The organism is Bacillus sp. SRB3LM, from assembly GCF_015712745.1.
In the GTDB taxonomy this organism is placed as follows: Bacteria; Bacillota; Bacilli; order Bacillales; family Bacillaceae_G; genus Bacillus_A; species Bacillus_A thuringiensis_K.
Window position 1 is genome coordinate 235438 of the sequence record NZ_VWVQ01000008.1, and the last position, 18846, is coordinate 254283.

Here is an 18846-nt window from a genome sequence, read left to right on the forward strand (position 1 = left end):
ACTTATCAGGATAAACTCGTACGTACTTCTTTATATGTCTATAACAAGTCCATTATAGCAAAAAAGAAGCCGCTATACTATGATAACAGAAAAACTGATAGGGTCAATCACCTATCAGTTTTTCTCTCTTTTACATCTCTTCTCTTTTTTCTAATTGAACACGCTCTAAACGTGGGTTTGGACGATATTTACGACCAGCTTTCGCTTCTGGTTTTCCATTTAATTCTACGTTATCACCAGTAAAGCCAATATTCATTTTTAATAAGCTACTTCCTACCCCGTATATGTCAACAGGTACGTTTTGAGCTTCAAATTCACGAATACGCTTCTCATCAAATCCACCAGTTACAACGATGTCTACATGCTGGAATCCTTCTTCATCAAGTGCTTTACGAAGTGCGAATACAAGCGATGGGTTTACACCACGTGGATCGAATGTTCCAAGTACTTCTGGGTGGCGAATGAAGTATTGATCAATCATCGTGCGGGACGTATCTACACGTACACCTTTTAATGTTGATCCAAATTCACGCGCTACGCGAAGTGCATCTGTAATGACATCATTGTTGTAATCAATTAATACAACTAATTCATCTTCTGGGAATTTCTTATGATATGCTTTTGCAGCTTCTACAACATCACCATTAAACATTTGAATTAATGCGTGAGGCATCGTCCCCATACCACTTTTGCCCCACCATTCATTCATCGCATGCGTCGCTTGTGCGCTCATACCTCCGATGTATGCTGCATAACCGTCACCAGCTTGTTGTGTATAATGATCGTCACGATCTCCCATGAAAATAACTGGTTTTTCTTTATCTACGCTACGCGCAGCTTGGACAACGTTATATACGTTTGTCGCAACCGATGTACGACGAGCTAAAATCCCATCAATGACACCTTCTAAAAATCCGAAATTTTCATAAGGACCATGAATTGTTAACACTGTTTCAAATGGACTAATTTTATCGCCATCTTTTAAAGAGTTAATTTCAAGTTCCTCAGGATTTTTAGCGAATGTTTGTAGCAATGCAATTACTTCATCCGTTCCGCAAAGAACTGCATTTTCCTTTTGGAAAAATTGCATCGTTACAACACTTTTCGGGCGAAATTCTTCGATGATTTCTCTAGTTTTTAAAAAGTAAACGGCAGAGAACCAACCTTCTCCAACACGTTCGTCAAATTTAAATGTTTTATTTGTTAGTCTATTTATTTCACCTTTTAATTTTAATTCAATTTCTTTCATGTCTCTTTACTCCCTACTTTACTATCCAACATTTTCTCTTAGTATACAGCAAAACCTTTTACTATACATTTGTTTCCTGCATAGCGGCAAATTCATCCTCAGAAATAAGGACATCTCTCGGTTTCGTTCCTCTACCTTCAGAAATAATCCCTTGCGATTCCATCTCTTCAATGAGACGTGCCGCGCGATTATAACCGATGCGGAATTTTCGCTGTACAGAAGATGTGGACGCTCCCCCTTGTTCTACAACAAATTGACATGCATCAAGGAACAATTCGTCTTCTGACTCAGCTTGTTCTGTTTTCGCTAATAAATCCTCTTGCTTAAATAAGTAATTCGGCTTCATTTGCTTTTTCACATGATCAACTGTTTTTTCAATCTCATCATCCGATACATATACACCTTGTACACGAACTGGCTTAGATGTACCGTTCCCTAAGAATAACATATCACCACGGCCAAGTAATTTCTCCGCGCCCCCAATATCAATAATCGTACGCGAATCAACTTGAGATGATACAGTAAACGCAATACGCGTTGGAATGTTTGACTTAATTAAACCTGTAATAACATCTACAGATGGACGCTGCGTCGCTACTAATAAATGAATACCACAAGCACGTGCTTTTTGCGCAATGCGACAAATCGCTTCCTCAACATCACCAGGTGCTACCATCATTAAATCCGCTAACTCGTCAATGACAATAACGATATAAGGTAATGTCTCTCCTGGAATTTCTCGCTCACTTACAATCGTATTGTAGCGAGTTAAATCACGAGCACCTGCGTGTGCAAACAATTCATAACGGCGTTCCATTTCCTCAACTGCCCATTTTAATGCAGCTGTTGCTGCTTTTACATCCGTAATAACAGGTGCTACAAGATGCGGAACAGAATTGTATGGTGCAAGCTCAACCATCTTCGGATCGATTAACATTAACTTCACTTCATGTGGTTTCGCTTTATATAAAATGCTCGTTAAAATGGCGTTAATACACACACTTTTACCAGAACCGGTTGCACCCGCAATAAGTCCATGTGGCATTTTTCGAATATCCGTTACAATTGGATCCCCTGAAATATCAAGTCCAAGCGCAACAGTAAGCGGTGATTCACTCTTTGTGAATACAGGACTTCTTAAAATTTCGCGAAGAAATACCGGCTTACTTTCTTTATTTGGAACTTCAATTCCAATTGCACTCTTCCCTGGAATCGGCGCTTCAATACGAATATCTTTCGCAGCTAAACTTAACTTAATATCATCACTTAAGTTTGTAATTTTATTTACTTTCACACCTGGGTCTGGCTGTACTTCAAAACGAGTTACCGCTGGCCCTTGCGATACATTAATAACATGTGCTCCAACGTGAAAATTATTAAACGTTGTATCTAATAATTCTTTCTGCTCCTCTAACCATTCTGTATTATCTAACGCTGATTGCTGTGGAATCGACAACAGCGCTAATGGTGGAACAGTATATGTCGGTGGTGTATGCAATACATTTCGCATATCGTTCTCTCTTTGATTTACAACATATGCTTTCTCTTGTACTTCCGTACTTGAAATTGGCTTTTGTACTTGCTCTACCACTACTTGCTGTATTGATTGTTCTTCCATTTGTGGCTCTGCTACTACTTGCTGCACTGGTTGCTCTTCCACTTGTGGTTCTGCTACCTCTTGTTGCACTGGGCGTTCTTCCATTTGTGGCTCTGCTACTACTTGCTGCACTGGGCGTTCTTCCACTTGTGGTTCTGCTACCTCTTGTTGTACTGGCTTATTCTCTACTCGTACATTAGCAGAAGGCTGCATTGCATTTGCTCTAGCTGCATGTCTTTCCATTAATCGTGTTCTATCTTGTTTCAACATAACAACATTAAATGGTACATGACGCTTTTTCTCACGTTTTGGTTCTTCTTTTTGTACAACTGGTTGTTCTTCTACGACCGGTGTTTCCTCGACAGTTGGCTGTTCTTCTGCAATCCGTGCTTCCTCTGCAACTGGTTGTTCTTCTGCAATTAAAACATCCGCAAAGCTTTGAACATCTTTCTTCGTTTGTTCATCAGCCTCAGCAACATGTATGAATTCATTCTTTTGTTCAATTGCTTCATCTTCTTGCTGAATGTCCTCAAGTGCTACAAATGTCTCTACTACAGGCGCGTTTATTTCTGCAATCACTTCTACTTCTTCTGACTCTTCTGCTTCTGTAATTACTTCAGCTTCTTCTGACTCTTCTGCTTCCGCAATTACTTCCACTTCCTCTGTTTCTTCCGTTTCCGCAATTACTTCCACTTCTTCTGTTTCTTCCGCTTCCGCAATTACTTCCACTTCTTCAGGTGCCTCTGTTTCCATAACTACTTCTTCAAGCTCTTCCGTTTCTGCAATTACTTCTACTTCTTCAGGTGCCTCTGTTTCCATAACTACTTCAGCTTCTTCTGACTCTTCTGTTTCCGCAATTACTTCCACTTCTTCAGGTGCCTCTGTTTCCATAACTACTTCAGCTTCTTCTGACTCTTCCGTTTCTGCAATTACTTCTACTTTTGACACTTCTTCTGGTATTTCCACAATGATTGTTTCTTCAAGTTTTTCTTCTGCTTTGACAATCACTGATTCTTCTGGAGCTTGCTTTTCTACTTCAATAGTAGGTTGTTTTATTTCTGTATTACGTTTAATTTCTTCTGATAATATTGTATCCTCGTGCTCTACTTTAGAAGCTACTAATTCTTCTTGTAGATTGTTTTCGTTTAACACCACTACATCTTTTTCTAGCTTAGCACTTTCCATCTGCTCAGCTACTGTTTTATGAAGTAATTCATCCGCTGAAACTTCCTGCGGTGTACTCATTTCTTGAATCACTTCTTTTTCTTCTACTAAAGGCACTTGGCGTTCAATTTCATAACCGTTTTTCTCTAGCCATTGATCAACTACTGACTTTTCTTCCTTTTTATTCTCTTCATATTGTTGCTCTCCATGCTGGTTAGCAGCTCTATGACTAGAAGAAGTTGGTGCTTGTCCTTCCGAGAAATCAGATAATGTATATCCTTTTTTCTCTAACCATGCATCAACGACTGATTTACCCTCTACAGATATTTCAAGGTCTTCTCTTTCCTTTACTTCCTCCTGCTTTTCTTTCTTTTTCTCTACTGAAGGACGATTATATCCATAAATTGGCGAAATCATTTCTGTTGGACGAAATGGTCTACGGTTACTCTCTTGCGAAGGTACAGATGCCTTTTTAACGACAGACTCCCGCACCGGTTCATATTGCACTTCCGGCTCTTCATATGTAGAAACTACCTTTTCCACATACGGTCGTCTGCTTCTTTCCACCTTTATTCCTCTTTGGGCAGTCGGTTCTTCATATGTTACTCCTTGAACAGGTTGTTCTTCGAAGCGATTTACTTCGCTTTCATCCTCTTCATCGAACCCATTATCCGGTACTAAAGGAAAACGGCATTTACCTGCATTCCTACTTGCCATTTGTGCTTCTCTTGCTTCAGTGTAGTGGTTTACACGAGGAATTTTCGGCTGACTTTCAATTTGCTTTGGTACTTCTTTATTCATCGCTGTTTGTTCTTCCTCTTTGTTAAACAGCTTTTTCATCCAATCTAACATGCTTACCACTCTTTCTACTAAATAGTAACATCCTTTATTGTATCAGCATTCGGCAAAAAGTGCAGGTAAAATTAAGCATGTCATATTTATCCACAATATTCTAATTTACGAGTGTTTCATATAGAAAAACGCAGCCTTTCATGTAAGACTGCGCTTAAGCTTTACTCTTCCGATATACATCTATACTATCCGTTACACTTTGCAATAAAGAATTTACATACTGCGGGTCAGATAATTTTTTATCTTCTTCATGGTTTGACATAAACCCAAGTTCTAATAACACACCAGGAACCTTTGCCCAATTAAATCCAGAAAGATCATCCCGAAATTTAATTTCATTTACTTTTACTTGCTGGTTCTCTCTCATTTTATTTACAATCGTTTGAGAGATTTGAAGACTTTCAGCATAAATCTCTTTCGTATACGGACTTCCTTCTGCCGGCGTTAATACAGCAAATCCACTTTGATTCGGATTTTCAGAACCATCTGCATGAAGACGTAAAAATAAATTAGCCTTATGATTATTTGCGAATGTCGCCCGTTCTTTATTACTTATATCAACGTCTTGTGATGTTCTCGTCATTAATACTTGTATCCCTTTTGCTTCAAGCTTTTCTTTTAATAAAAAAGCCATTTCTAATACAAGTACAGCCTCTCTCTTTTTCGTCACAACACCTGTTGTACCGTCTGTCACTTTATATTTTTGCGTTGTTGCCCCTGGTCCAATCGGCTCTAAATTTAAATTCGCTTTTTGTTGATGCCCTGGATCAATAACGACGAGAAACTTCTCTTGTTTTTCATTACTCTCTACTTTTTGTTCATTATTTTGCACTGGTTGCTCAGTTGGCTGTACTGGCGTAGTTTCTTCTTTCTTTTCCTCAGATGATACTTCCTCTTGCTTATGTTCTACTTGCTCATTCGTTTGATTTGCTTGTGACTCTTCATTCTTTTCTTGTTCTTGCTGCTTTTCTACCGGTGCGTCTTCTTTGGTATCTTTGTTTTTCTCTTGTATAGAAGATGTAGTTTCTTTTTTCGGCTGCTCTTGTGAACAACCGGCCATATATATTCCAATGAATGCAATCATGCTCATTATTTTTATATACTTCATACTTCTCTCCCATCACTTTGCACCGGATTCAAAGTTTTTCTTATAATTGCCCTATAATCTCATCCATATTTCCAATATAAACTGGCTGCCATTTTTCTGTACCACGTTCTGCAGTATAAACCGGATAAGCGTCATCATCTATATTTACGAAAACTGGATCGCCCATATCCGTTTCATATCCAATTGTAATCCATCCTTCTTGCCACTTTCCGTTTTCTTCACTTATTAATGAATTTTTATGTTTATCATATCGATAACCGATTTGTCCTTTTTCTAATTCACTTTCACTAAACACATATATTTCATAAGTACCTAGCTCAACATCTTGCTGTTTTGAAGTTTCAATTCGTTTTAGAAGTTCTGCGATTTTTAGTTGTTGTTTCATACGTCTATCCCCTTCTATTTTTCTAAATTTTAACTAGTTTGTTTATAAAATACAATATAGATTTTAAGAAAAAAGGTGACATCCTTATCATATTAACGATTTTTTTAAATATATCTATCACAACTCTCAATATATCAACGATTCAACACGAATTTCGATTTACCGACAAAGAACGCAAAAAAAGAGAGGTTGTCCAAAAGGACAACCTCTCTTTTCTTATATCAATTAAAATTTAAACTCTTGTCCAACTTCAAAGCTATCTTCTAATACAAGAATACCTTTTTCTTGTGGAGCATCTGGAAGCTCTAATTCACGTGCAGAGCAGATCATTCCAGAAGAAGGAACACCGCGAAGTTCTGCTGGTTTAATTAACATACCGCTTGGCATTACAGCACCAATTTTTGCAACGACAACTTTTTGTCCTGCATCAACGTTTGGTGCGCCACATACGATTTGTAATGTTTCTGTACCGATTTCTACTTTACAGATGTTTAGCTTATCAGCATTTGGATGCTTTTCTTTTTCAGCTACATAGCCTACAACAAATTTCGGAGAAAGATCTGCTTCTACTGTTTCTTCAAAGCCATTCTTCGCTAAAATTTCGTTGATTTTCTCTACAAGCTCTTTCGTTAATGTAAGGTTTCCTGTTTCTTTTACTTCTAAGTAAGAAGATGCATTAAAGATGTTGAATCCTGCTGTCTCGTTGCTTTCACGATCGTATACGCGTGCAACATCTCCTTTGCGATCAAAAGTACGGTTCTCTAAAGTAATATCTTGTAAGGCAACAATTAAAGTGTCACCAATTCCTTCAAGGTTGTAAAAAACGTTCACTTCGTTCATCCTTTCTCTTTTCCATCTGTCTTCTTCCGATTTTTCGCTAAAATAAAGATTGGTTCAAATTCTCCATCTTCATATACGAATGAAAGTGATGTAATCGGAACATGCCCTTCGGCAAAAAATTTCATTGTCATTTGTGCAATAATATCATAACCGATTTCGTTGACGATATCAGCAATAATTAATACATCTTGGTGAGGAACAGCAACAACCATGTCACCAGAAATCTTTTCACGCATCGATTGTAGTAACGATTCGTTTAAAATACGAGTCGCGTCATACCCATCATTTGTGTTTAAAAAGTAGAATGTATTACCCGCTACTGTGTCTTGTTTAAATTCATAACCTAACGAGCGTGCGTTGAATAATGCCATTTCACGCACTTGCTGTTCTGTAAGTTCTAATTTTTGTAATAGACGCTCATCAATTAGTCGATACGTTTTATTCGAATCTAACGCATAGTAAATACGTGTTTCCGCCGTATGATCCGTCATAATAAACGGATTTCCTTCTTCTGCTTGTTTCGGGAAAGAAGTAGAGCGAATAACAGGTAAAATTTTCGCTCCGCTATTTTCTTCTTTATGCATCGCAATTAGCGCTTCTTGTACGTAATAAGCAACTTCTTCAATTGCCTTTTCTTTGTTCACTTCCCATTTTGCCACAACTCCTGGAAGCGATACGTTAATACCTTTTTTGGAGTCTTTTTGTTCAATACGTAAAACTTCTTTCTCACTATCATACTGAAAGTCCCATTCTGGGCGAGATAATTTCTTTATTAACTCATCTTTCATCTTTTTACTTGTCATCTTCATCTCTTTTTCCTCCCTTCCAAAAAAATAACCTCCCCCGCGAAGGTAGAGGTTGTTTTACAATTCAATTGGCAAATTGCCTTATTTTAAACCTTCAATAAACTCTTCGATTTGTTCTTGTGTTTTACGATCTTTGTTTACATAGCGACCAGTTTCTTCACCTTTATTGTACGCTACAAAGCTCGGAATGCCAAATACGTCTAATTTTACACATAGATCAATAAACTCATCGCGATCTACATAGTAAAATGAGAAATCACTATATTTCTCTTCTACTTCTGGCATAAATGGATCTACAAAGCGGCAGTCTGGGCACCATTCTGCTGAGAACATAAAGACTACATTCTCTTCATTTTTTAAATCTTGGAATTGCTCCATGCTTTCTAATGACTTCATCTATATTTCCTCCTCTAACGAGTGCATTTTTCATGTTATAATCTTTCTTTTATACTACCATACATCGCGCACGGTGCAAGGTTTATGCTTGCTTTTTGTCATACTTATATTGCCCAACTAACAACTTAACAACGTGTACAAATAATTCCGTGCGGTCGACATAATCATCTGTAAAAATACCAATCGCACCTTCGTGACTACGAATATCTTTTCGCTGCACAAACTCTTCCATCACTTCGCTTAATTCTTTACCATCTTCAAGAGGTGCTAAAAAATCGTCTGGTAACGTAATACGCGCTCCTCCGGCCACAAATACTTTCCCATCACTTGTTGCTAGCGCGCCCCAGTTACACATAAATAAACCGTGCTCCGTTTTCATTACACCGCCTTCTAGCCCAATACCAATTGGAGCTTCTCCTTCCTCTAGCGCTCGCTTCGCTCTATTAATCGCTCCTTCCATCGTCTCTTCATCTGAGAAAGGCTGAGCTGATACTCCTGATGGAACAGAAAGAGATGTAATTTCAGCATCTTTCCAAACCTTCTCCACAGCCCCAACCTTCGTTTTATTCTTCGATCCAACTACTACTTTCATTTCGTCCACCTCTATAAAAATTCATCATTTCGTTCTACTTAAATTAAACATTAATCACTACCATACATCACCGTGGCACCTATTCAACCTAAAAAAGAAGGTGGATTTCCTCACCATTACCGTCCTCGAATACAAAAACAGCCTTCCTCTCTTTTCCTATCCAGGGTCTTAATACATCATGCGAGCACCAATTAGGCACTGACCGCTCCCACACATGGATGGGTCATCTATTCAAGCCAAAAAAAGAAAGGCTCTTCAGCCCTTCTCTCTACGCGTTATTCTTAATTGTCTCTAACGTCGTTTTATCTGTTGTTCTTACAAGCTTCGTAATTAATTCTTTCGCCGCTGCATAATCATCAACATGTAAAATTGAAGCATGTGTATGGATGTAGCGTGCACAAACACCAATTACTGCTGATGGGATACCAGAGTTACTTGTATGTACACGGCCCGCATCTGTACCACCTTGTGAAATAAAGTATTGGTACGGAATGTTGTTTGTTTCTGCTGTATCTAAAATGAATTCGCGCATTCCTCTATGTGTTACCATCGTGCGATCATAAATACGAAGAAGAGCACCTTTTCCTAATTGACCGAACTGCGTTTTGTCACCAGATGCATCGTTTGCTGGACTTGCATCAAGCGCATAAAAAATGTCTGGTTGAATCATATTGGCAGCTGTTTGCGCTCCGCGGAGACCTACTTCTTCTTGTACAGTAGCACCAGAGTATAATGTGTTTGGTAATGTTTCATCTTTTAATTCTTTTAACAATTCGATTGCAAGGCCACATCCGTAACGGTTGTCCCAAGCTTTCGCCATAATTTTCTTTTCGTTTGCCATCGGCGTGAATGGGCAAATCGGCACGATTTGTTGTCCTGGTTTTACACCAATTTCAATCGCATCTTCATAACTATCTGCACCTATATCAATTAACATATTTTTTATATCCATCGGTTTTGCACGTTGCGCGTCACTTAATAAATGAGGAGGAATAGAACCAACAACCCCAATAACAGGACCATTCTTCGTCATAACTTGTACACGCTGTGCTAATAGAACTTGACTCCACCATCCGCCTAACGTTTGAAAACGAAGCATTCCGTTTTTCGTAATTTGCGTAATCATGAAACCTACTTCATCCATATGACCTGCTACAAGAACACGCGGGCCAGTTTCGTCCCCTTTTTTCAGACCAAATACGCTACCTAAACCGTCTTGTACAATTTCATCCGCATATTTGCTTAATTCTTGTTTCATAAAACGGCGTACATCATGTTCAAAACCTGATGCACCTTGTAATTCTGTTAACGTACGAAATAATTGTAATGTCTCTTTATTCACGAAGTCCCCTTCTTTCAAACCTTAGTAGAATACCTCTTTTATTGTAACGAAATTTTCGAAATGTTTCTAGTTTCTTCTTTTTTGGCTGTATTTGCTTTATAATTATTATCGGTACACTATTTTTATTTTATAGAATTGAGGTGAATATATGAGCTGGAAAGGTTTAGTAGCAGGTCTTGGCGTTGGGTTCGCAGCTGGTTATCTCGTTGCAAACAAAGTACAAGAACAATCCCATATTTCTTCAGAAAAAGCATTGAAAATGGTGAAACAAGCATTAAGTCATAAAGGTGAAATTACTGGCTCTTGGGTACATATGGTTCCAGAGACATTTGAAAAATATGATGTCGCATATGAAGTTTATCGCGGCGGTCTTACAACAATGTTAGATGATATACAAGAACGATTTGAATTTTTAGTTGATGCTAAAACAGGTACTGTTTTAGAGGTTATAGCAGCATAAAAAGGAGGGTTCCCATTAGGTGAACCTCTTATTTTTTTGAAATTGCGGCTATTGATTAAAATTATATCAGCGATTTTTCGAATATATCGGCGCAACTCGTTTTATATCAGCGATTCCTCAATTATATCGGCGATTTCCCAATTATATCGACTTACCGACAAAACCCGACAATAAAAAAGAAGCTGCTCCAATAAATATGATGGAACAACCTCCTCTTTCTATGCTTCTATACTCGTTTTTCTCTCTATCTTTTCTACAATATGCCCTTCCTCATTCCACTTCACAGCGCGATAATACGCGTCATGATAAAACGTAAACCAAGCATCTTTTTCAGCACCATACTTCATCCACTTTTGCTTATTTTCAATCGAGGTCATAGGATAATCATCGTATGCCATTACCCATAATACATTTTGATGCGCGTGCGTCGGCAATAGATCTGCTAAGTGTAGCATCGTCTCCCCTTGACTCTCCAAAGTGATAACTGCATGTCCATCACTATGACCACCCGTATGCGCCATCTTGATTTCATCTGTAATTTCTATTTCTTGCTGGAACGTAACAACTTGATCTACAATTGGCTCCCAATTTTCCTTCCAATATGTATTACGTGATCTAATGTTTGGATTCCTCATTTCATTCCATTCTGTTTCACTTACGTAAACTTTCGCATTTGGAAATGCTGGTACAAGGTGATCATCTTCCCATTTTGTTAGACCAGATGCATGATCAAAATGAAGATGTGTCATCAAGACGTAGTCGATATCTTCAGGCTTTAATCCTAATTTTTCTAATGATTCATAAACCGATGATTCTTCTGTTACACCTTGATTTCGTTTCATCTTCTCATTCAACTTACCGTTTCCTATCCCGGAATCAATGAGCATATTTCCGTCTTTCGTTTGCAAAAGTAACGGATCTGTTCGTAAATAAATATGATTTGTGTCATTATGTTTATATTTACGTGACCAAAGTACTTTCGGCACAACACCAAACATTGCTCCTCCATCTAAATGTGTATTCCCGCCTTTTAACCACGTTACTTTTATATCTCCAATTTGTAACTGTTCCATTACACATCCCCCTTTCAATTAATCTTAACATAAAATTCTGATTATTTTAGCTGTAAAAAAACCTATGCATTACTGCATAGGCTCTGTACGATATTTTGCTTCAACTCGGTAAATACGATGACCTTTACTAGAGAATTTCTCTTCGTATTCAGTCATGATGTTACCTTCAAAGTCGCTGTTATGAAGATCTAAGCTTAAGTACGTTAGTAACATACCATACTCAGCCATACTCATAAGAGAATATTCAAATAGACCTTGGTTATCTGTTTTGAAATGAATTTCTCCGCCTTCTACTAATACTTCTTCGTAATTACGTAAAAATGTTTTATACGTTAAACGACGCTTCGTATGACGTTTCTTTGGCCATGGATCTGAGAAGTTTAAATAAACGCGATCAATTTCACCTTTCGCAAAGAAAACTGTTAAATCTTCAGCATCTTTATTAATTAACTTTAAGTTTGGTAATTCTTCTTCAATTAATTTATCAAGTGCATCTACAACAACACTTGTGAATTTTTCAATTCCAATATAATTAATATGTGGATTCGCTTTTGCCATATCATACATGAAGCGGCCACGACCTGTACCTACTTCAATGTGAATTGGTTGTTCGTTTCCAAATACTTCTTTCCAGCTACCAGCGCGCTCCTCTGGGTTTCCGATTACGATATGTGAATATTCATTAATTCGATCCATTGCATACGGTTTATGTCTTAAACGCATAGATGTTTCCCTCTCTTTACATAGCTATTTTAAAGGAATAATTCCTTCTTTCTTTTTTAATCAATCTACCAAACAAAAAACCAAGTACGTACGAGCACTCGGTCCGTTTCTTTCAAGTATAAGATGTACCATTTTGATAAAAACTACATACAGCATTAAACATTCCATGACGAAACAGCTTTTTCTCTTACATTTGAAGAGAAAAACAATCGAAAGGATGATCCGTTCATGCCAATTAATCAACAACATCAATTAGAAGTGCTGAAAGATATTTTAGTCAACCACCAAAGTGATTGTTGCGGGACAGTTTCAGAATGCGAGCAATTAGAGCGCCTCATTCAATCGTTACTCGCAAACGATAATATAAGTAGTGACGCTAAAGCAATGCTAAACGATGTATATTCTTATAGTCAATCGGGTAAATCTTCCTCTAATTTGGACAACCATATTTCCAATAATCAAGAACAACTTACTCAGTGGATTGCTGGAATGGACAATTTTTCTTAAGTATTATTCTGAAGCAAGTAGTTGCTGTAAATATTGATGCCAATATTCAGCTTCTGCTTGCTGCTTTTTTGTTGTGTGCCATTGAATAGACAAAATCGTTTGTGCTATCACATACCATCTCATACGCCTAAGCAGCGATTCATCCATTTCAATATCATAATAACCGAGCCACTCACTCCACTCCTGGCGCGGAATGTACCAATATAATAACATACCGAGGTCTAGAGCTGGGTCAGCAATTACAGCTCCATCCCAATCAATTAAAAACAACTCATCTTCATCCGACAATAGCCAGTTGTTATGGTTTACATCACAATGGCATACAACGAATTCATTGTATTCAATAGCTTTTAATGAATCCATTAAATATTGAAGGCCTTGCTGAATTGTTTCATCATCCCTTATATCTCCTCTTAAAACGAGTTGCAGCTGTTGTAATAACTCTTGTGCGTGAAGCGGCTGCTTCCCAAGTCTTTGAATCATCTGTACAAGCGCTTTAGAGGAGTGTATTTTCTTCAAAAGTTTCGCAACACGTTCTAGTTTCATATCCTCTGGCTCTAGCTTCTGTCCCGGAAGCCATTTTTGAGCAGAAATTACATCACCATTCGTTACCCTTCTTGTCCAAAGTAATTTTGGAACAATTCCTTCTGCTGACAATACCGCTAAAAAGGGCGATGTATTCCGCTTTAAAAATAACTTCTGTTGTCCATTTTGCGCAATATATGCATCGCCCGTTACTCCACCAGCCGGTACAAGACTCCACTCTTTTCCTAATAATTGTTCCAACCATTCCATATTCATTACCCGTTAACAAATCCTTATCTTTTATAGTTATGAAAAGAAAAACCGCAACATTTCTACATATGTTGTGGATTCATATATTTTACTGTAAATGAAAAGAAAAATTAGCCTAAGCCAAAAATCCTCTATTTTATTTTACAAAACCTGTCATAGAATGACAACTTATCAAAATCGTCACCTTTGTCAATTCTACATTTATTACATTCTCATCGTCAAGTAGCGATTTGTCACATTATCGTCAATATATACGTGCTAATTGGAGCCAGCTTAAGTTCCTTTCCTCTAAATGAAGAAATTGGCTCTATTTTCGCTTCGTTTTCGTTTACTAACACATGCCACGTTGCTTCTTTCGGAAGCTGCACAGTTTTGGCTTCTAAACAGCTATTAAATAAGACGACAATCTCTTTCCACGGCCCAAACGATTCTGCATGCTCTAGATGATATGCAAGTACTTCTGTAGATGTTTGTAAAAAAGTCATATGTTTTTTTATAAGGTCTGCGTTTTGTAATCGGAATGCCCCATGCTCTTTACGAATCGCAATTAAACCTTTTATATAGTTAACGGTCTCTATCTCTTTCTCTTTTTGATCCCAATCTAATTGATTGATCTCATCATTTGCATTATAACTATTTTCATTTCCTTTCTTCGTACGATAAAACTCCTGCCCTGCGTGTAAGAAAGGAATGCCTTGTGAAAGAATAACCATCGCGCTCGCCAACAGGTGACGTTTTTTCAAAATCGCTTCTGATTCTTCATTACTGCGCACTAGTTTATCCCACATCGTCATATTATCATGACATTCTACATAATTAATGCTTTGCGCCGGCTCTAGAAACAGCCCCGTTTCTTTCATACTTAAAAGACTTCCTGCTGCAATATACTGCAAATGGTTACAGTCTACATGCCCACCAAATGCAAAACCACGCTTATTTATATGAAATGTACTCCCTTTTATCCCATCACGAAATTGATCATTAAACTGCGCGATATGTGGCATTTTCTTCGCATTATTTAACGTTGCTTTTTCTTTGGCAGGAAGCGGTGTTTGTAAATCCCATCCTTCCCCTAATAACAAAGCATCTCGTTTTATGTTTCGCACTTCTTTTTCTATCATATTCATTGTATCAACATCTAAAATTCCCATTAAGTCGAATCGGAATCCATCGACATTGTATTCAGTAAGCCAATATAAAATAGACTCTACAATGAATTTCCTCATCATTTTCCGTTCAGATGCTATATCATTTCCAACTCCCGCCCCATTAGAAGGCATACCATCTTCACCATGACGAAAATAATATCCTGGAACAAGCTTCTCAAATGATGATAGCTCTCTTTCATAAACATGATTATATACAACATCTATAATCACCCTAATACCTTGTTCATGAAATGTTTCGATTAGTTGTTTACACTCAACTATCCTGTTATACGGATCAGAGGGGTTTGTAGCATAAAATCCTGTTGGTGCATTGTAATATAATGGATTATATCCCCAATTATAGGCGGATGAAGGATTCGCCTCATCTACACCACCGAAACAATATAAAGGTAATAGTTCAACATGTGTAACACCTAAATCTTTTATATGAGACAACCCTGTTAACGCCCCGTTCCGTCCTGTTGTTCCATCCTCCATCAATCCTTTATATGTTCCCTTTTGAATTACTCCACTATTTTGATGTATAGTCGCATCACGAATATGCAGTTCATACAATATGGCATCTGTCATTGATTGTAATGTTGGTAATCCCTCTCGTCTTGTTACATTCGTTTTTTCTAAATCGATAACAACACCGTGTTTTCCGTTTACCGTCACCGACTTTGCATAAGGATCCACAGCTTCGTTCCATATTAAATTAATACAAACAAGAAATGTATAGCGTGCTCCGTCTAAATCACCTTGTAATGTTTGAATCCAAACTCCGTTTTCTCCCCTGTACATTTCATGATCGATATATTCTTTATCACTCTTATAAATTCTTACTTTCGCAAGCCTTGCAGTTGGGGCCCATACTTTAAATGTCGTTTCTTCTTTTTGATACACAGCACCTAAATCTGTACCTTCGTAATAATACTTTTCATCGAAAATTGTCGTTCGAATAACAGCACCTATTTGTAAATCAGTTTCTTCATTCCGTTCATCTCGTACTGTATAATACTTCCCCACATCTAGCGGCTCTTCTATAAAGCACTCATACTTCGTTGCATCTGGAAGCGCAATAGTATGAGCAATCGGTAAATCTTTCACATTACTTCCTTCTTGCAAACGAAATGTCCGACTTGTTCCATACGCATGTGGGAGCAAAATTGTAATTTTATTCATTTCATCTAAATAGGCATCAAATGGACGTTTTACTTTCAACATAAAAAAATCACCATCATTCTCAAAGTTAAAATAAAGTGAAACTTTAATGAGCGAGAAAACTTTTCGATCCTCACTTATTATTAGCCTTCACCAATTAGGCGAGATAAAATGAGCTGCAAATGATAAGACTTTTCTTATCAACAAGACTCTATACAGTAACTCCATTCTTCTCTATAGTATATTCACCTGCATAAAAAACGTTTTCAACATTCTATTTTTGTAATTTTATTTCAGCAATCGATTTATACTTCGGGGTTTCTTTCACGTGGGATTCGTATAAAGTAATTGTATCTGCTTGAAATGATATTTTAGGCACTTCTTTTATAAGTTCTAAATCGAACTTTTCTTCTCCTATCCATTTACGAGCAACGGTAATATGCGGGTGATACGGGCGTGTTTCTAGAGAAAATCCATTTTCTTCACAAATGGCATGTATTTGCTTTTGCAACTGAAACAAATCGTGATTTTCACTTACCTTCGCCCAAAAAATACGGGGCTGATCTTCCCTACCAAACGTTGAAAAACCTTGTAACGTGAACGATAGTTCTTTTGTTTCTGCAATTGTTTGTAATCCATTCTTTATTCCCTCTAACTGTTCCTCCGTTGCACTCCCTAAAAATGAAAGGGTAATATGATAGTCTTCTTTATGTACCCATGAACGAAATTGCAATTCCTCTTGCATGTCCTCTTTATAGTTAGACAGCATTTCTTTTATATGATTCGGTAACGTAATTGCGACAAAATAATGCAGTTCCATGTACATCTTCTCCTTCTTTCTATTGTTGCTTTTCTTTCTTATCTCATTCAGGTAAAAAGAAGCCGCTCTCCAAAATAGAGAGCGGACATTATTTATATATCCATTACTTCGCTAATTCATGAATTGCTTGCGCGTAAATTGCTGTTGCTTTTAATAAGTCTTCAATTTCGATATACTCATCTTTTTGATGCGCAAGTTCTTCTTTTCCAGGGAACAGCGGACCAAATGCCACACCAGCTTTTAATGAACGAGCATAAGTACCGCCGCCGATTGCTAATAGTTCTGGTTTTTCACCCGTTTGTTCTTCATACACACGTTGTAACGTACGGATTAATACGTGATTTTTATCGACGTGATGTGGGCGAGAATTAGAATAGTCAGCCACTTCAAAACCATGCGTACCAACATATTCTTTCAACTTCACAATTGTTTCTTCAAAGTTAGTTGTAACTGGGTAACGTACGTTTAGCCCTAAGTTACCACCGTTTTCTTTCGTATAAGAAATGCGACCGACATTCACTGTTAACGGACCGCTAATTTCATCTTTATAAGCAATAGTAGCTTTTTCACCAAAAATATCACCAGTAAATGTTTCTGTTGCAAATGTCGCAAATGCAGTTGCTTTTCCATCAAGTGAAACTGTAGTTAAGAAGTTTGCTAATAATAAACCTGCATTTTCTCCTTTTTCAGGAGTAGATCCGTGCGCTGAAATTCCTTCTATTTGCAACTTCACTGTATTTCCTTCTATAGTCGATTTCCCTATTTTTTTAGCAGTTTGTAAATACTCTTCATATGCTACTGTAAGTGCATTTACATCTTCTCCTGTAATAACCGCTTCTGCAAAATCAGGGACCATATTTAAACGGCGCCCTGAATCAAATGAAACAAGTTCATATGTACCTTTTTTCTCTTCACTACCATTTTGCACAACTTGTATATCAGAAATTCCTTTTTCTGCATTAATAATTGGAAAGTCTGCATCTGGTGCAAAACCAATCGTTGGCATTTCTTCATTTTCAAAGTAGTGATCTACACATTTCCAATTGCTTTCCTCATCTGTTCCTATAATCATACGAACACGTTTTGAAAGAGGTAAGTCTAATTCTTTCACAATTTTCATCGCATAATATGCTGCCATCGTTGGACCTTTATCGTCAATTGCACCACGCGCAAAAATCTTTCCGTCGCGAATATCTGCACTATATGCAGGAGTTGTCCAGCCATCTCCTTCTGGTACAACGTCAACGTGACAAAGAATACCTACTAACTCTTCTCCTTGTCCCATTTCAAGATGACCTGCATATCCTTCTAAATTTTTAGAAGTAAAACCTTCATTTTCTCCTTTATGTAACATGAAAGATAAAGCTTTTTCTACACCTTCACCGAATGGTGCGCCCTCTTTCGCTGACTCTTCTTCCCATACACTTTTAATTTGTAAAAATTGTTGTGTATCACGAATTAAATCATCTTTTCGTTTTGCAACTTCTTCTGTCCAATTAATTGCTGACATCACGCATCCATCCTTCACTATATTGTTTCTTTCATCATAACAAACCGAAATCTCTTATGCCATACACGAAAATCAAATACCGAACAATTGTAATATTTCAGATATTTCTCATTAGTTTTTCTTTTATTTTTCTAAAAAAATTTGCAGGAATTTGGCGTTTTACGTAGAATTTTATGTGTTAGTTGACTGACCATATATACAATGTCAACTACCAATATTTTTCTATATGAATATTTGTTAAATTTCTGTAAAATTTAAGTAGATTAAAGCATGAATTTTATCATGTAGAGTACAATGGTAGTAACGACCTTCTTT

The 18846-nt window shown here is 37.4% G+C and carries 17 protein-coding genes; 2 read left to right on the top strand and 15 right to left on the bottom strand.

Translation table 11 applies throughout. The features are described 5' to 3' along the window. Positions 1-130: 130 nt before the first annotated feature. From F3I02_RS08110 to F3I02_RS08150, 9 genes are all read right to left on the bottom strand, one after another. Entirely contained in the window at positions 131-1249 is a 1119-nt protein-coding gene (locus F3I02_RS08110) for a nicotinate phosphoribosyltransferase (RefSeq protein ID WP_000658370.1), read from the bottom strand. 61 nt (positions 1250-1310) lie between these two features. Beyond that, entirely contained in the window at positions 1311-4862 is a 3552-nt protein-coding gene (locus F3I02_RS08115) for a DNA translocase FtsK (RefSeq protein WP_196477813.1), read from the bottom strand. Between the two features lie 154 nt (positions 4863-5016). Then, positions 5017-5970, bottom strand: coding sequence for an N-acetylmuramoyl-L-alanine amidase (locus F3I02_RS08120; RefSeq protein ID WP_196477814.1), 954 nt, complete (start codon positions 5968-5970; stop codon positions 5017-5019). A 40-nt stretch (positions 5971-6010) separates the two neighbouring features. After that, complete coding sequence (locus F3I02_RS08125) at positions 6011-6355, bottom strand: hypothetical protein (protein WP_000813291.1); 345 nt, start codon at positions 6353-6355, stop codon at positions 6011-6013. 225 nt (positions 6356-6580) lie between these two features. Further along, entirely contained in the window at positions 6581-7195 is a 615-nt protein-coding gene (ytpR, locus tag F3I02_RS08130) for a YtpR family tRNA-binding protein (protein ID WP_001006761.1), read from the bottom strand. Further along, positions 7192-8004 (bottom strand): DUF1444 domain-containing protein, encoded by an 813-nt coding sequence (locus F3I02_RS08135; protein ID WP_000784588.1) that lies wholly within the window; start codon positions 8002-8004, stop codon positions 7192-7194. Before F3I02_RS08135 ends, ytpR begins: the two co-directional genes overlap by 4 nt. A gap of 78 nt (positions 8005-8082) precedes the next feature. Then, positions 8083-8397, bottom strand: coding sequence for a thioredoxin family protein (locus tag F3I02_RS08140; protein WP_000838187.1), 315 nt, complete (start codon positions 8395-8397; stop codon positions 8083-8085). An 82-nt stretch (positions 8398-8479) separates the two neighbouring features. Continuing rightward, complete coding sequence (locus F3I02_RS08145) at positions 8480-8989, bottom strand: DUF84 family protein (RefSeq protein ID WP_000869936.1); 510 nt, start codon at positions 8987-8989, stop codon at positions 8480-8482. Positions 8990-9257: 268 nt separating this feature from the next. Continuing rightward, positions 9258-10331 carry a M42 family metallopeptidase gene (locus F3I02_RS08150; protein ID WP_001031508.1) on the bottom strand — a complete coding sequence of 358 codons (1074 nt, stop codon included), beginning with the start codon at positions 10329-10331 and terminating at the stop codon, positions 9258-9260. A gap of 148 nt (positions 10332-10479) precedes the next feature. Between F3I02_RS08150 and F3I02_RS08155 the strand changes: the two genes are divergently transcribed. After that, positions 10480-10791 (top strand): PepSY domain-containing protein, encoded by a 312-nt coding sequence (locus F3I02_RS08155; RefSeq protein WP_000118541.1) that lies wholly within the window; start codon positions 10480-10482, stop codon positions 10789-10791. Positions 10792-11009: 218 nt separating this feature from the next. On the opposite strand, the gene F3I02_RS08160 is transcribed toward F3I02_RS08155, so the two are convergent. Together F3I02_RS08160 and trmB are read right to left on the bottom strand one after the other, a co-directional pair. Continuing rightward, positions 11010-11864 carry a YtnP family quorum-quenching lactonase gene (locus F3I02_RS08160; protein WP_000436850.1) on the bottom strand — a complete coding sequence of 285 codons (855 nt, stop codon included), beginning with the start codon at positions 11862-11864 and terminating at the stop codon, positions 11010-11012. Between the two features lie 69 nt (positions 11865-11933). Further along, a complete protein-coding gene (trmB, locus tag F3I02_RS08165) occupies positions 11934-12587 on the bottom strand; it encodes a tRNA (guanosine(46)-N7)-methyltransferase TrmB (protein ID WP_001239385.1) in 654 nt (217 codons plus the stop codon). Between the two features lie 228 nt (positions 12588-12815). Between trmB and F3I02_RS08170 the strand changes: the two genes are divergently transcribed. Beyond that, positions 12816-13094 carry a YtzH-like family protein gene (locus tag F3I02_RS08170; protein ID WP_001122234.1) on the top strand — a complete coding sequence of 93 codons (279 nt, stop codon included), beginning with the start codon at positions 12816-12818 and terminating at the stop codon, positions 13092-13094. 3 nt (positions 13095-13097) lie between these two features. Here F3I02_RS08170 and F3I02_RS08175 read toward each other — a convergent pair whose 3' ends face one another. The 4 genes from F3I02_RS08175 to pepV all read right to left on the bottom strand — a co-directional run bounded on the left by F3I02_RS08175 (position 13098) and on the right by pepV (position 18531). Beyond that, positions 13098-13895, bottom strand: a complete 798-nt coding sequence (locus tag F3I02_RS08175; protein WP_001986674.1) for a phosphotransferase family protein — start codon at positions 13893-13895, stop codon at positions 13098-13100. Positions 13896-14122: 227 nt separating this feature from the next. Next, positions 14123-16264, bottom strand: coding sequence for a type I pullulanase (pulA, locus tag F3I02_RS08180; protein WP_196477815.1), 2142 nt, complete (start codon positions 16262-16264; stop codon positions 14123-14125). Between the two features lie 211 nt (positions 16265-16475). Further along, positions 16476-17021, bottom strand: coding sequence for an RNA 2',3'-cyclic phosphodiesterase (gene thpR / locus F3I02_RS08185; RefSeq protein ID WP_000418983.1), 546 nt, complete (start codon positions 17019-17021; stop codon positions 16476-16478). A 103-nt stretch (positions 17022-17124) separates the two neighbouring features. Beyond that, positions 17125-18531, bottom strand: a complete 1407-nt coding sequence (gene pepV, locus F3I02_RS08190; protein WP_196477816.1) for a dipeptidase PepV — start codon at positions 18529-18531, stop codon at positions 17125-17127. Positions 18532-18846 lie beyond the last annotated feature (315 nt).

Bases quoted from the DNA above. Each gene is read 5' to 3' on its own strand.
- F3I02_RS08160 (WP_000436850.1), bottom strand. From the start codon at position 11,864: ATGGAACAGTTACAAATTGGAGATATAAAAGTAACGTGGTTAAAAGGC.
- trmB (WP_001239385.1), bottom strand. From the start codon at position 12,587: ATGCGTTTAAGACATAAACCGTATGCAATGGATCGAATTAATGAATAT.
- F3I02_RS08115 (WP_196477813.1), bottom strand. From the start codon at position 4,862: ATGTTAGATTGGATGAAAAAGCTGTTTAACAAAGAGGAAGAACAAACA.
- F3I02_RS08175 (WP_001986674.1), bottom strand. From the start codon at position 13,895: ATGAATATGGAATGGTTGGAACAATTATTAGGAAAAGAGTGGAGTCTT.
- F3I02_RS08125 (WP_000813291.1), bottom strand. From the start codon at position 6,355: ATGAAACAACAACTAAAAATCGCAGAACTTCTAAAACGAATTGAAACT.
- F3I02_RS08155 (WP_000118541.1), top strand. From the start codon at position 10,480: ATGAGCTGGAAAGGTTTAGTAGCAGGTCTTGGCGTTGGGTTCGCAGCT.
- F3I02_RS08110 (WP_000658370.1), bottom strand. From the start codon at position 1,249: ATGAAAGAAATTGAATTAAAATTAAAAGGTGAAATAAATAGACTAACA.
- F3I02_RS08140 (WP_000838187.1), bottom strand. From the start codon at position 8,397: ATGAAGTCATTAGAAAGCATGGAGCAATTCCAAGATTTAAAAAATGAA.
- F3I02_RS08120 (WP_196477814.1), bottom strand. From the start codon at position 5,970: ATGAAGTATATAAAAATAATGAGCATGATTGCATTCATTGGAATATAT.
- F3I02_RS08135 (WP_000784588.1), bottom strand. From the start codon at position 8,004: ATGAAGATGACAAGTAAAAAGATGAAAGATGAGTTAATAAAGAAATTA.
- ytpR (WP_001006761.1), bottom strand. From the start codon at position 7,195: ATGAACGAAGTGAACGTTTTTTACAACCTTGAAGGAATTGGTGACACT.
- pepV (WP_196477816.1), bottom strand. From the start codon at position 18,531: ATGTCAGCAATTAATTGGACAGAAGAAGTTGCAAAACGAAAAGATGAT.
- thpR (WP_000418983.1), bottom strand. From the start codon at position 17,021: ATGGAACTGCATTATTTTGTCGCAATTACGTTACCGAATCATATAAAA.
- F3I02_RS08145 (WP_000869936.1), bottom strand. From the start codon at position 8,989: ATGAAAGTAGTAGTTGGATCGAAGAATAAAACGAAGGTTGGGGCTGTG.
- F3I02_RS08170 (WP_001122234.1), top strand. From the start codon at position 12,816: ATGCCAATTAATCAACAACATCAATTAGAAGTGCTGAAAGATATTTTA.
- pulA (WP_196477815.1), bottom strand. From the start codon at position 16,264: ATGTTGAAAGTAAAACGTCCATTTGATGCCTATTTAGATGAAATGAAT.